The following is a 13344-nucleotide window of genomic DNA, read 5'->3' as shown; positions in this document are numbered from 1 at the left end:
AGTCGCATGGCATAGGCCACCCGGTCGAGTGAACGCCCGCTTCGGGCCCCGCACTTGGCGAGTAGCGTCGATCAAGCCAGCAAGAACGCTGGCTCGGATCACATCACTTGCCGGAAGCGGAGCGAACATGGCAATCCTTCAGGGCGCGACGGAGACCTGGACGAAGTCCTCGTACTCCACCGGAAACGGCGCATGCATCGAGGTCAGGTCCCCCATCGTCCAGGCGGTTTCCGTACGGGACTCCAAAGTCCCCGCGGGACCGACGATCACCTTCGTCCCCGACTCGTGGAACGCGTTCGTGAACGAAGTGGGCGACGGCGCGTTCCAGCTCGGCTGAGCGCGCCACCGCCGCAGCACGTTCGACGATACGAGGGCCCTCTCGACTGGTTCGCCGTCCCGGCCGAGGGGGCTCGGCCATGCCCCCCGCGACCGGACCGTCTCAACACCCCGTGCCTCCCCGCGTCACCGCAGCCGGTCGACGTACCGGTCGGTCCCCGGCACGGTCGGTACGAACGGCGCCACCAGTTCCACCCGCCCCAGCCCCGCCTCCCCGACGGCCGTGTCCAGCCCCGTGAACGTGTCGTCCCACCGTTCCCTCGGGTCCTGTTCGAGGAACCACAGCAGTGTCAGCCGGGTGTCGACACCCTCGACCTGCTGCACATAGGTCATCCGGTCGCCCGGCAGCGGGGTCGGCCGGAAGACGGTCACCATCGCCGTGCACGAGCCCGCCAGCCTCCCCGGCAGGTGCTTCGCCCGCAGCCACTCCAGCAGTTCGGCCCGCCGCTCGGGCCCGTCGGCGTCGATGACCTCCACCACCAGGCCGGCGTACGGATGGTCCAGCGCGTGGAGGTCGCGGGGGCCGGCCGCGCCGTCGCGGTAGACGGTGGCCTCGTGGTCCTGGAAGGCCGTGAAGACATGGGTCCGCCGCTGGTGGACCCGGCCGTCACGGCCGAGGCGCTTGTTGATGGCGACCGTCCACTTCATATGGTCGTCGTAGCGGCCCTCGGTGATCCAGTAGACCGAGAGGTAGCACCCGGCGGTCACCGGCTGCGCCACCGCCGAGGTCGCCGGATAGCGCAGCAGTTGGAGGTCCCGGGTGGCCACCCAGCGGCGTCCGGCGCTGATCCAGGGCATCGCCATGGCGCCCGCGTAGTAGTGGTCGTCCTCGTACCAGCGGTTGTACGCGTACTCGTGGCCCGGGTGCGGCTCCACCATCGTGATCAGCGCGTGGCCGGGGCGCACCCCGTACGGGCCGACGGCCGCCAGCTCCGCGTACACCTCGCTGCGCGTGTCCTCGCCCACGGCGCTCCCCTTCCCTCCTCCGCCGGACGGACCTACTCTGACGCCCCGTCAGTCGATCCGCCAGCCTCGGGAGGCGCCGGATGCTGCTCCAGGGCAGGACCGTCATCGTGTCCGGCGTCGGCGCCGGGCTCGGGCACCAGGTCGCGGCAGCGGTCGTCGAGGCCGGCGGCAACGCCGTGCTGGGCGCGCGTACGGAGGCGCGACTGGCCGAATCGGCGGGCGCGGTCGACCCCGGCGGCACGCGCAGCGCGTACCGGGTCGCCGACATCACCGACGAGGGGCAGTGCGAGGCCCTGGCAGCCCTCGCGCTGGAGCGCTTCGGGTGCATCGACGCGGTGGTGCACGTCGCCGCGTGGGACCGCTGCTTCGGCGGCCTCCAGGACGCGGACTTCGCTGTCTGGCAGGGCGTTCTGGACGTCAATCTGCTCGGCAGCCTGCGGATGACGCGCGCCTGTCTGCCGGGACTCAGGGAGCACGGCGGCTCCGTGGTGTTCATCGGCACGCAGTCGGCGGTGGCCGCGCCCTCACAGGTGCGGCAGGCGGCCTACGCGGCGTCCAAGGGCGCGCTGACGTCGGCGATGTACTCCCTGGCGCGAGAGCTCGGCCCCGACCGGATCCGGGTGAACACCGTGCTGCCGGGCTGGATGTGGGGCCCGCCGGTGCGGGCGTACGTGCGGTCCGCCGCCCGCGCCGAGGGGGTGCCGGAGGACGAGGTGCTCGGCAGGCTCACGCGGCGGATGGCGCTTCCGGAGCTCGCCACGGACCGGGACGTGGCCGAGGCGGCGGTGTTCCTGGCCTCCGACCGCGCCCGCGCGATCACGGGTCAGTCGCTCCCTCGTCAACGCGGGTGAGCTCATGAGGTGACAGGCGCTCCCCGACGCGACGCGGCCGCACCGGCACACTTCCGGCGCGGCCGTTTTCCTGCCTTTCGGTCGGTCATGTATCTGAATCAGAGTCAACTGACAGAACAATTTTACTCTGCCTTGACCCGTAGACGCGTTGTTCTGCCGCCCCGTCGGGCCGGACCATGAACCGCGTTCATCATACGGACCGACCACCCGGATCCCCTGGAGGGGACATGAACAGTCTCGACTGGGCCGTGCTCATCGGCTACTTCGGTGTGATGGTCGCGATCGGCGTCTGGTCCCACAAGCGGGTCGAGAACGTCAGCGACTTCTTCACCGCCGGCGGCAAGATGCCCTGGTGGCTGTCCGGCATCTCCCACCACATGTCGGGCTACAGCGCGGTGATGTTCACCGGATACGCGGCCATCGCCTACACCTACGGCGTCACCTCGTACGTCACCTGGTCCTTCCCCATCGCGATCGGCATCGCGATCGGCGCCAAGCTCTTCGCGCCGCGGCTCAACCGGGTGCGGTCGCGACTGCACGTCGCCTCACCTCTCGAATACCTCAAGAACCGCTACAACCTGCCCACCCAGCAGGCGCTCGCCTGGTCCGGCGTCCTGCTGAAGATCGTCGACGTCGGGGCGAAGTGGGCCGCCATCGCCACGCTTCTCTCCGTATTCACCGGCGTCTCCCTCAACATGGGCATTCTGATCACCGGCGCCGTCACCGCCGTCTACTGCACCGTCGGCGGGCTGTGGGCCGACGCCCTCACCGAACTCGGCCAGTTCATCATCCAGTTCGTCGCCGGCATCGCGATGCTCGTCGCCGTCATCGCCGAACTGGGCGGCTTCAGCAGCCTGTGGACCGTGTGGGACGAGCCCGAACTCGCCGGTCACGCGGAGCCGCTGGCCGGCCCGTACATGATGGTGTTCCTGATCGCGTACCTCTTCATCAAGACCTTCGAGTACAACGGCGGCATGTGGAACCAGGCGCAGCGCTACATGGCCACCGGCTCCGCGGAGTCCGCGCGGCGCTCCGCGGTCCTGTCCGCGGTGCTGTGGCTGGTCTGGCCGGCCGTGCTGTTCTTCCCGATGTGGGTCGCCCCGCTGCTCATCGACACCGACACCCCCTCCGACAGCTACGCGCTGATGGCGGAGCAGCTGCTGCCGCACGGTCTGCTGGGCCTGGTCATCGTCGGCTTCTTCTCCCACACGATGGCCATGTGCTCCTCCGACGCCAACGCGATCGCCGCCGTCGTCACCCGCGACATCATGCCCGCGCTGTCCCGCAAGGCCCGCGAGTGGGACACCCGGCTGGGGCTGCTCGCCGCCCGCTGGACCACGCTGCTCTTCCTCGGCCTGTCGATGGCGATCGCGACCCAGGTCAACTCGCCGTTCTTCGGCGACATCATCACCGTCGTCATCAAGTGGGTGGCCGGCCTGATGGGTCCGATCGCGATCCCGCTGATGCTGGGTCTGCTGCCCTGGTTCCGCAAGAGCGGTCCCACCGCGGCGCTGCTCAGCTGGGGCGTCGGCCTGGTCACCTTCTGGCTGGTCAACTACCCGGTCAACTGGGCCGTCGAGGGCGGGGTGCCGCTGCAGTACCAGGTGTCCGTACCGCTCGTGGTGTCGCTCGTCCTCTACGTGGTGGTCGGCTGGATCAAGCCGGAGGACACCCCGGAGCGCGACGAGGTGCTGGCGAAGATCAACGGCGACGACACCGGTGACTTCGGCGCGGCGGCCGTGGTCCCGGCCCCGCCCGCCCGGGAGGCCGCGGGCAGCTGACGCACGCCCCCGGGGCCCGGGTCCGGGCAGTCGGCGGGCGGTCGTCCCTTCCCCGCGTGACGGCCGCCCGCACCCCGGGGTCTATGTCAGCTCCGCCGCACCGCGCGGATACCGCTGCAGCCAGCCCGGGGCCGTCGCCGTCGGGCTGTGCAGCGCCGGCCCCTGGGTCATCTCCATCGCGAAGTCGTCCGCGATCTCCAGCAGCGTCGGACGCCCCTCCAGCTCGCACAGCCACGCCGGCGGCAGCGCCGTCTCCCCGTGCAGCGCCCCCAGCAGCGCACCGCAGACCGCGCCCGTCACCTCGGACGGGCCGTCGTGGTTGACGGCCAGCCGCAGCCCGTGCCGGATGTCCTCGCCGACCAGGGCGCAGTAGACGGCGACGCCGAGGGCGTCCTCCGCGACGTGGCCCTCGCCCAGGGAGGCCACCCGGGCCGGGCTCGGGATGCCCTGCCGTACGGCCCCGAGCGCCTGCTTGAGCGCGTCCGTCACGGGCTGGTGCCCCGGCCGGGAGGCCAGCTGCGCCAGCGCGCGCTGCACCGAGCCGTCCAGCGTCTCCCCGCGGGCGAGCCCGTGCACGATGACGGCGAACGCGCCCGCCGACAGATACGCGGTCGGATGCCCGTGCGTCTGCACCGCGCACTCGACGGCGAGCTGGCACACCAGCTGCGGCTCCCAGCCCACCAGCAGGCCGAACGGCGCCGACCGCACCAGCGCCCCCGCGTCCTGCGCCGCCGGGTTCTTCGGGGTCTGCAAGGTGCCCATGCTGTCGTCGGCGAGACCGGTGAGCGTGTCCCGCGAAGGGTTCCGCCGGCTGTAGAGCCACTCCTCGCGGGCGAGCCACCCGTTGTCCTTGCGGCGCTCGTCGGGCCCCCAGTCGCGCTGGGTCGCCGCCCACCGCAGATACGCCCGGTGCACATCGGTCGGCGGATGCCAGGCCCCGGTGTCGCGCCGGACCTGCGCCCGGATCAGCCCGTCCACGGTGAAGAGCGTGAGCTGGGTGGCGGCCGTGACCGCGCCCCGGCGGCCGTTGATCGGCGTGAGGTCGGTCAGCCCGTCCGGCCCGTGGGCGGCGCGGATCTCGTCCAGGGCCAGCCCGCCGACCCCGGCGCCGAGCGCGTCGCCGACGGCGCCCCCGAGCAGCGCCCCGCGCACCCGCGCACGGAAGTCCTGCTGCTCGGCACGGCCCCACACCCCTGCGGCTGCTGCGCTCACCGCGCTCCTCCCCCCGACGTCGTCGCACGAACACTGCCCGGCGCAGCACTGTAATCGAACGGCCGTGGCGGCTTCAGGGGCACTCGGCGGCCCCGTCCGTCGCCTCGCGGGGTACGGACGGGTATGTCGCCGGACGTGAGCCGCTGCCGCCTACCGCCTGATTCGTCCGCGCCGGGCACGGGGCCGTTCGACCACGAGGGTCACTCCGGCAGCAGCGGCAGCAGCTCCGGCAGATGCCCGTCGGACGCGCTCGCCGCCCGCTGCCGCTCGGCCGGCACCTCGCCGTACAGGGTCGTACGCGGCCTCGCCGGACGCCCCGCCGCCTCCGCGATGGCGGTGAGGTCACGGACGGAGCGGTACGAGCCGTAACCGGAGCCCGCCATCCGGGAGATGGTCTCCTCCATCAGCGTGCCGCCGAGGTCGTTCGCCCCAGAGCGGAGCATCTCCGCCGCGCCCTCCGCGCCGAGCTTCACCCAGCTCGTCTGGATGTTGGTGATGTACGGGTGGAGGAGGAGCCGGGCCATCGCGGTGACCGCCCTGTTGTCCCGGACGGTCGGGCCCGGCCGGGCGATGCCCGCCAGATAGACGGGCGCGTTGGTGTGGATGAAGGGGAGCGTCACGAACTCGGTGAAGCCACCGGTCTCCTGCTGGATCCGGGCCAGGGTGCGGAAGTGGCCGAGCCAGTGCCGGGGCTGGTCCACGTGCCCGTACATCATCGTGGACGAGGACCGGATGCCCAGCTCGTGCGCGGTCCTCACCACCTCGATCCAGTCGGCGGTGGGCAGCTTGCCCTTGGTGAGGATCCAGCGGACCTCGTCGTCGAGGATCTCCGCGGCGGTGCCGGGGATCGAGTCCAGGCCGGCTTCCTTGGCCGCCGTCAGCCACTCGCGAACGGACATGTTGGTGCGGCTGGCCCCGTTGACGACCTCCATCGGCGAGAAGGCGTGCACATGCATGCCCGGCACGCGTTCCTTGACGGCTCGCGCGATGTCGAAGTACGCGGTGCCGGGCAGGTCGGGGTGGATGCCGCCCTGCATGCAGACCTCGACCGCGCCGACGTCCCACGCCTGCTCCGCCCGGTCCGCGACCTGACCGAGCGAGAGCGTGTAGGCGTCGGCGTCCGTACGCCGCTGGGCGAAGGCGCAGAAACGGCAGCCGGTGTAGCAGACGTTGGTGAAGTTGATGTTCCGCGTGACGATGTACGTCACGTCGTCGCCGACGACGTCGCGGCGCAGCTCGTCGGCGATCCGGGTCAGCGCGTCCAGGGCGGGGCCGTCGGCGTGGAGCAGGGCCAGCGCCTCGTCGTCCGTCAGCCTGGTCGGGTCGTCGGCGGCCGTGGCCAGTGCGGCCCTCACGTCCGTGTCGATGCGCTGCGGCACCATGCCGGGTGCGGCGGCCTCCCGCAGCGCGTCCCAGTCGCCGTAGACGTGGTCGAAGTCGTCGCGGCGGTCGTGGGTGCGGCCGTCGGTGTCGATGGTCCGGTGCAGATCGGTGCGGCCGGTGGCGGTGAAGCCCTCGTCTGGCTCCTGCCACGGCAGCCCCGTGGGGAGGGCGTCGCTCTTCGCGAGGCCGGTCTCCTCGTCGGCCAGCGCCCGGACGTGCGGGACCAGCCGCGGGTCGAGCCACGGCTCGCCGCGCCGCACGAACTCCGGGTACACGCAGAGCCGTTCGCGCAGCTCGAACCCTTCGGCGGCGGACCGTGCCGCGAGCTCGTCGATCTGCGGCCAGGGCCGCTCGGGGTTGACGTGGTCGGGGGTCAGCGGCGACACGCCGCCCCAGTCGTCGATCCCGGCGCGGATGAGCCGTGCGTACTCGGCGTCGACCAGGTTCGGCGGGGCCTGGAGGCACGCGGAGGGCCCCATGATGTGCCGGGCGACGGCGACGGTGGCGACCAGCTCGTCCACCTCGGCGTCCGGCATGCCGCGCATGGCCGTGTCCGGCTTGGCGCGGAAGTTCTGCAGGATCAGCTCCTGAACGCCGTGGTAGGCGCGGGAGACGCGGCGCAGCGCGAACAGCGACTCGGCCCGCTCCTCGTACGTCTCCCCGATCCCGATCAGCAGCCCGCTCGTGAACGGCACGGAGCTGCGTCCCGCGTCCTCCAGCACCCGGAGCCTGACGGCGGGCTCCTTGTCGGGCGAGCCGTGATGCGGCCCGCCCGGCTCCGACCACAGCCGGGTCGCGGTCGTCTCCAGCATCATGCCCATCGACGGCGCGACGGGCTTCAGTCGCTGGAAGTCCGTCCAGGACATGACCCCCGGGTTGAGGTGGGGCAGCAGCCCGGTCTCCTCCAGGATCCGGATCGACATGGCCCGCACGTACGCGATCGTGTCGTCGTACCCGTGCGAGTCCAGCCACTCACGGGCCTCGGGCCAGCGGTCCTCCGGCTTGTCGCCGAGCGTGATCAGCGCTTCCTTGCAGCCCAGTTCGGCGCCGCGCCGGGCGATCGCCAGCACCTCGTCCGGCGACATGAACAGACCATGGCCGGCGCGGCGCAGCTTGCCCGGGACGGTCGCGAAGGTGCAGTAGTGGCACTTGTCCCGGCACAGCCGGGTGAGCGGCACGAACACGCTCTTCGAGTACGTGATCACGCCGGCGCGCCCCGCCGCCTCCAGACCCGCGTCCCGCACGCGCGCGGCGGAGGCCGTCAGGTCCTCCAGGTCCGCCCCCCGCGCCTGCAACAGCACCGCGGCCTCCGCCACATCGAGCGCCACCCCGTCCCTGGCCCGCTTCAGCGCACGCCGCATCGCGTTCTCGGTGGGCCGTACTGAACTGGGTCCGCCCTGGTGATCGGTCATGCGTCGAGCATACGAGCGGCCGCGGCCGTCCCCGCCCGGCCCCGTCCGCGTGGCCGAGACCGGCCCCCCTGCGTCCCGCCGCACAGGTCCGTCACCCGGCCGGCCGCCAGAGCATCGTGAGCGGGCCGGTGATCGGCCCCAGCCCCTGGCCGCGGCTGCGTCGTACGGGCAGGGGGCGGTCCGGCATCAGGATGATGCCGCTCTCGGTGCGAAAGCCGATCCGTGTGGCCGGCATTGCCCATCCGGACTGTTCGAAGATCAGTGAGAGAGTCGTCTGCACCTGCAGGTCCGCGAAGCCCGCACCGGGGCAGCGCCGCTTCCCGAGCCCGAAGGGCAGGAAGGCATACGGCGAGGGCCGGAAACCTGCCCAGCGCTCCGGGACGAAACGGTCGGGATCGCTGAAGACCTCCGGGTTGCGGTGCTCCAGCAAGGGCGAGACGAACGCCACCGTGTTCGCGGGTGCGCCCATGCTCGCGGATGCGCCCGTGTTCGCGGATGCGCCGTTCGAGTCGCCCAGGCGGACGTCGCCGCGTGCCCGACGCGGGAGCGAGACGGCCACCGCCGGCAGTATCCGCTGCGTCTCCTTGACGACGGCCTCCAGGCCGTGGGGCACGAGGTCCGGCCGGCTCATGGACGTCAGCGTCGACCAGATCATCGCGCTCGCCGTCGTCTCGTAGCCGGCCGCGAACAGGCCGTGAAGCTCGCCGGCGATCTCAGCGGTGGTGAGGCGGTCGCCCGTCTCGTCGACCGTGTGGCACAGCATCGACAGGGCGTCCCACGACGGCGGCTCGAGCCGCCGACGCTCGATGAGGCCGGCCAGGGCCAGGTAGGTGTGCTCGACCCGGCCTGCCCAGCGTCCGTAGGGCGTCCACGGCTTGAACGACCGGAACAGGATCACGGCGGGGTTGAACATGGAGTTCAGCAGCCTGGTGACATCGTCGGCCAGCCGCAGGTTCTCAGGGGTGGGGAGCACGCCCAGCAGGCAGACGAGCATGTTGACCCGCGCGATGCGACGGCACTCCGTCACCAGGTCGAACGTGCCTGCCTCGGGGTCGGCGAATTTCGACGTGGCGAACGTGTCCGCGAAGACGGCGCGGTAGGTGTCCATCAGCCTGCCGTGGAACGCGGGGGCGGTCAGTTTGCGGCGTCGGCGGTGGTCGGCTCCGTTCGCGGTGAGGACCGTGTCGAACATGCCGGACCACGCCTGTCCCGCGGGCAGGGAGAAGATGCCCCCGTCGGCCCGGGGGAAGGTCTCGGTGTCGGTGAAGAACCTCTTCACCGCCTCCTGGCCGCGGCCGACCACGAGAGCACCGTTGCGACCGCTGAGGGGAACGAATCCTTCGCCGGCCAGGGGCGCGATGCGCCGCAGGAGATAGCGGGCCGGGTTGCGCAGAAACCTGGCGTAGTTGACCAGGCGGGGGCCGGACGGTCCGGTGACCGCGGTTCGAAGCGAGGTGTCGAGCATGCGTTCCATCAGCACTCCGGAGTCTGTCGCCGATCACGGTGCCGAGCTCAGGCCGGGTCGAGCCGTGTCTGGCGCGGCTTCGTCAGCGTGACCGGGGAACGTGCCGGGACGAAAGGACAGTTGTCCCTCCTTGCCGGACACCGGTGTGCCAGCATCGTCGGAACCGACCCGGTGGGGCCGGATCAGCTGGTCCGACCGCGAAGAGCGGCTGTCACGTCCGGGGCGGTGCTTTGGTTACCGACGCAGAGATCCGTCGTCTGGCGGACCGCGAGCAACTGACCAGCACAACCATCAAGTACATGGTCGGCAACCTCGAATGGTCCGGGCCCGTGTTCCAGTCGATGACCTTGTTCGTCAGCTCCATCTTCGATTCGTACCGGGGAAACGGCGCTACGGTCGTGGCGATCCTGGCGGTGGCCCATCTGGGGCTCGCTCCGCTCTTCTTCGTCGGATACGGTCCGCTCGCCCGCGGCGGCCGGTGGGCTCTGGTGTACCCCGCGCAGGCCCTGCTCATGAACGGCCTCCTCATGGGCATGTCGGAACCGGGGGCGTACGGCAGCTCGGTCCTGTGCGTGCCCGGATGCAACTACTCCGCTCCGATGTGGCTCTTTCTCGCCTACTACCCGTGGCCACCGCCCGACGTCGTCCGCCGGCGGCGCGTCGTCGAATGGGCGGCGCTCACCGGCTACTTCCTGATCTTCCTGCTGCTGGTGTACGCCAACAACGGCGTCGTCCGCGGACCGCATGTCCTGTCGGCCGGGATATCGGCCATGTGGCTGTCCGTCGGCTACATCCTCGGCATGGCGATCAGCAAAATGTGCGTGGCCGCCGCGGAGAAGCAGATAGAGGTCCAGCAGCAGAACTTCGGCGAGTTCTTCGACTTCCTCCACTCCCACGTGAAGTCGGGCATCGCATCCATCCGCGCCGACGTCGACGACCCGCCCCGCGTCCAGGAAAAGCTCAACGAACTCGAGCAGGCGGTCAGCAACTACCGCATCGAACTGCTCCTGACGCGAGACCAGGTGCCCCTGGCAGCCCTGCTCAGCGAACGTGTCCGCACGTTCTCCGGCGTACTGCGCATCGGCTCCACCCCTCGCGTCGGGCCCGCCTCCGTGGCCCGGCCGATCGCCATCCTCGTCGGGCGTGCCCTGGGCGATCTGCTGTCCAACTCCGCCAAGCACGGTGCGACGGCCGTCGACATCGCCTGCGACATCAGCCGCGGTCTGATCTCGGTAGAAGTCGCCGACGACGGACCGGGACTTCCCGAGGGCGTCCTCGACGACGAGGCGCGCAGCCTGAACCACCTCCGCGGAGCCGCCAGAGCCCTCGGCGGCGAACTGACCGCGCATGCCCGCGCCGACCGGACCGGCACGGTGATGCGACTGAACATCCCACTGCACACCAAGAAGGCGACGACATGAAACAGGGATTACGGATCCTCCTCGTGGAGGACTCCGACCTCCTCGCGGGTGCCGTGAGCAGAGAACTCGACCGCGAGTACGGTCACACGGTCGTCACCGTGCACGACCCGCTCAACCTGGACGCCCTGCTGGCCACCGAGCGATTCGACGTGGCCATCGTCGATCTGCTCTATGAGCACCTGAACAGAGCCTTCGACACCCTCAGGCTGTCCGGACAGCTCTCGGTCCGGGGCAACACCCTGCTGATCAGCGGACTGACCGCGATCCGCACTCTCCACGCCCGCACACCCGCGATCCCGACGGTGGTCTGGACCTCCGGCGAGGCCAACAGGCGGCTCCATCTCCTGTACGCCTATCAGAACCTCGGCGTACGCAGCTACTGCTCCAAGAGTCCGGGAACCGGACGACTGGACGTCCTGGAAAGGACCGTGCGGGAAGCCGCCCTCGGGCGCCCGTACGTCGACCCGGTCCTCAATCCCTACCTGCCGGCCGACAACGCCCGCACCACCAGCGGCATCCTGCTGCGCGAGGAGAACAAGAGAGCCATCTGGCGGGCCGTCGCCCTGGGCGCGGCCGCCCGGGAGGAGATCGGACGGCTGACCGGCTACGCCCCGCGGACCGTCGGCAGGCTCATCCCCGAAATGTACGAGGGGCTGCGGGAGTTCGACGTCGGACTGATGGAGAGCCGCACACCCTTCGTCGACCTGGTCCGCTACGTCGCGAGCAACTGGCAGTTCTTCCTGGACGAGGCCGTCCGGGTCGAATACCCCTAGGAACACGCGCCGCCGAGGCCGGGCTTCCGCGGCGCAGAAGGGACATCTGTCCTGGCTCCGGCCGGGCTGTGATCGGCACCCTGTACATGTGCCTTCCTCACCGACTCCCCGCCCTACTCCCCACGTGCACCTGCGGATTCGGTCAGGACACATGTGTCCGTTCACGCCAAGGAGTCACACAGTGAAGCTTCCTGATCTCACACGCCTGCTGTCCCGCCCGGCCCGAGCGGCCGGCGACCGGATGCGCCGCATGGCGTCCTGGTCGGCGCGACGCCGGGGCATCGTGGCACACCAGTTCCTGCGAGGTGTGTCCTACGGGGCGGGGACCTCGGTGGTCGCGGTCGTCGTGTGGTGGTTTCGTGCCAGGCACGGTGGCTGACCACCAGACGCCCGGAGACCGTCACGCGGGGGACGGTCTCCCCGGTCGTGCAGCGGGCGTCGGATGCCGCGGGACATGGCGACGCGCGGCACACCGGCCCCGCTACAGATACTGCGCGTACTCGTCCAGCGCCCGCAGGACCTCCGCCTTGTCGCCCGGCGGGAGTTGGAGCACCACCTCGTCGATGCCCTGGTCCGCGTAGTGCGCCAACTTGCCCGCTGACGGGCGGACCGCGTACGGGACGATCTGGAGGGACTTGGGGTCGCGGCCGGCCTGTTCCCAGGCGGCGCGGAGGCGCGGGACGGAGTCCTGGAGGCCGCGGCCGCCGATCGGCATCCAACCGGACGCGTACTCCGTGATGTGGGCGAACAGCTGGGGCCCGGCCGCGCCGCCGACCAGGACGCGCGGGGTGCCGCCGACCGGCTTCGGGTGGGCGCAGGAGGCGCGGACGGACGCGAAGTCGCCCGTGTACGCGACCGGTTCCGGGGACCACAGGGCGCGCATCACACGCATCCGGTCGAGGACGAGGTCCCGGCGCGAGGCCCAGTCGACGCCGTGGTCGGCGGCCTCCTCCACGTTCCAGCCGAAGCCGACGCCCAGCGTGAAGCGGCCGCCGGAGACGTGGTCCAGGGTCGCGATCTGCTTCGCCAGGACAATCGGGTCGTGCTGCGCGACGAGGGTGATGCCCGTGCCGAGGGCGAGCCGTTCGGTGACGGTCGCGGCCTGCGCGAGAGCCACGAACGGGTCCAGGGTACGGCCGTACTCGGGCGGGAGGTCGCCGCCCGCGGCGTACGGGGTGGTGCGCTCCACCGGGATGTGCGTGTGCTCGGGGAGGAAGAGGCCGGCGAAGCCGCGCTGTTCCAGTTCGCGGGCCAGCCGTACCGGATCGATCGTCTCGTCGGTGAGGAAGATGGTCGTCGAGATCCGCATGGGCTCAACGTATGCCGTACGTACGGCTCTCGTCGCCGGTCATGACCGCGTCGTCCGCCGAACCCCCTCCTTGGCCGCCCGTTCACGGCTCGGTACCGGGGTTCGACTGCGAACCGGCATCACTCCTGTCCTTCTTCGACACTCCGGGGAGCCGACGGCATGTGCGACGACGAACAACTCGCGGGTCATGCGAGGGGACGGCGCGGGCTGCACGGTCCGGTTCGTGACCGACCAGGGCGTGCTGCACACGGCGGCGCTGCCGGGCAGCGGCAGCGGCACGGTGGAGTGGCGGACGACCGCGCAGTACGCGGGCTGCGTACGGGCCAAGGTGCGGCACCCGCCCGTCCTGCCACCGCTGCCGGGGCCGCTCGCGGCGTTCACCAACCTGGTGTTCCTGGGGCGTTGACGCGCGCGGCGCCCGGAAAAGCCGGTGCG

Annotated in this window: 11 protein-coding genes and 1 pseudogene; 7 read left to right on the top strand and 5 right to left on the bottom strand. The window is 71.0% G+C overall.

Annotated features, from left to right (window positions below):
• Positions 1 to 127 precede the first annotated feature (127 nt).
• Positions 128 to 337 (top strand): DUF397 domain-containing protein, encoded by a 210-nt coding sequence (locus ACFYOP_RS07035; RefSeq protein ID WP_356899236.1) that lies wholly within the window; start codon positions 128 to 130, stop codon positions 335 to 337.
• A gap of 125 nt (positions 338 to 462) precedes the next feature.
• Here the strand turns inward: ACFYOP_RS07035 and ACFYOP_RS07030 are convergent, their stop codons facing one another.
• Positions 463 to 1302 (bottom strand): hypothetical protein, encoded by an 840-nt coding sequence (locus ACFYOP_RS07030; RefSeq protein ID WP_356899237.1) that lies wholly within the window; start codon positions 1300 to 1302, stop codon positions 463 to 465.
• Between the two features lie 80 nt (positions 1303 to 1382).
• Between ACFYOP_RS07030 and ACFYOP_RS07025 the strand changes: the two are divergent.
• Positions 1383 to 2166: pseudogene (locus tag ACFYOP_RS07025) on the top strand (SDR family oxidoreductase).
• Positions 2167 to 2380: 214 nt separating this feature from the next.
• Positions 2381 to 3934 (top strand): sodium:solute symporter family protein, encoded by a 1554-nt coding sequence (locus ACFYOP_RS07020; RefSeq protein ID WP_356899238.1) that lies wholly within the window; start codon positions 2381 to 2383, stop codon positions 3932 to 3934.
• Positions 3935 to 4015: 81 nt separating this feature from the next.
• Here ACFYOP_RS07020 and ACFYOP_RS07015 read toward each other — a convergent pair whose 3' ends face one another.
• From ACFYOP_RS07015 to ACFYOP_RS07005, 3 genes are all read right to left on the bottom strand, one after another.
• Positions 4016 to 5146: an ADP-ribosylglycohydrolase family protein gene (locus tag ACFYOP_RS07015; RefSeq protein WP_356899239.1), complete on the bottom strand. Its 1131-nt coding sequence runs from the start codon at positions 5144 to 5146 to the stop codon at positions 4016 to 4018.
• Positions 5147 to 5346: 200 nt separating this feature from the next.
• Positions 5347 to 7941, bottom strand: coding sequence for a bifunctional FO biosynthesis protein CofGH (locus tag ACFYOP_RS07010; protein ID WP_356899240.1), 2595 nt, complete (start codon positions 7939 to 7941; stop codon positions 5347 to 5349).
• Positions 7942 to 8032: 91 nt separating this feature from the next.
• Positions 8033 to 9415, bottom strand: a complete 1383-nt coding sequence (locus ACFYOP_RS07005) for a cytochrome P450 (RefSeq protein ID WP_356899241.1) — start codon at positions 9413 to 9415, stop codon at positions 8033 to 8035.
• A 221-nt stretch (positions 9416 to 9636) separates the two neighbouring features.
• Between ACFYOP_RS07005 and ACFYOP_RS07000 the strand changes: the two genes are divergently transcribed.
• The 3 genes from ACFYOP_RS07000 (at position 9637) to ACFYOP_RS06990 (ending at position 11979) form a co-directional block, all read left to right on the top strand.
• Positions 9637 to 10827 (top strand): hypothetical protein, encoded by a 1191-nt coding sequence (locus ACFYOP_RS07000; protein ID WP_356899242.1) that lies wholly within the window; start codon positions 9637 to 9639, stop codon positions 10825 to 10827.
• Positions 10824 to 11600, top strand: a complete 777-nt coding sequence (locus ACFYOP_RS06995) for a hypothetical protein (RefSeq protein WP_356899243.1) — start codon at positions 10824 to 10826, stop codon at positions 11598 to 11600. The genes ACFYOP_RS07000 and ACFYOP_RS06995 overlap by 4 nt, the downstream gene beginning before the upstream one ends.
• Positions 11601 to 11781: 181 nt before the next feature.
• A complete protein-coding gene (locus ACFYOP_RS06990; RefSeq protein WP_356899244.1) occupies positions 11782 to 11979 on the top strand; it encodes a hypothetical protein in 198 nt (65 codons plus the stop codon).
• A gap of 102 nt (positions 11980 to 12081) precedes the next feature.
• Here the strand turns inward: ACFYOP_RS06990 and ACFYOP_RS06985 are convergent, their stop codons facing one another.
• Positions 12082 to 12909 (bottom strand): LLM class F420-dependent oxidoreductase, encoded by an 828-nt coding sequence (locus ACFYOP_RS06985; protein WP_356899245.1) that lies wholly within the window; start codon positions 12907 to 12909, stop codon positions 12082 to 12084.
• Positions 12910 to 13132: 223 nt separating this feature from the next.
• On the opposite strand from ACFYOP_RS06985, the gene ACFYOP_RS06980 reads away from it, so the two are divergent.
• Positions 13133 to 13315: a hypothetical protein gene (locus ACFYOP_RS06980; RefSeq protein ID WP_388451002.1), complete on the top strand. Its 183-nt coding sequence runs from the start codon at positions 13133 to 13135 to the stop codon at positions 13313 to 13315.
• The last annotated feature ends 29 nt before the right edge of the window (positions 13316 to 13344 follow it).

It is taken from the genome of Streptomyces sp. NPDC006294 (assembly GCF_042870895.1).
GTDB lineage: Bacteria > Actinomycetota > Actinomycetes > Streptomycetales > Streptomycetaceae > Streptomyces.
Note: the sequence above shows the minus strand (reverse complement) of the source record. Positions and strands in the feature narration are given on the sequence as shown.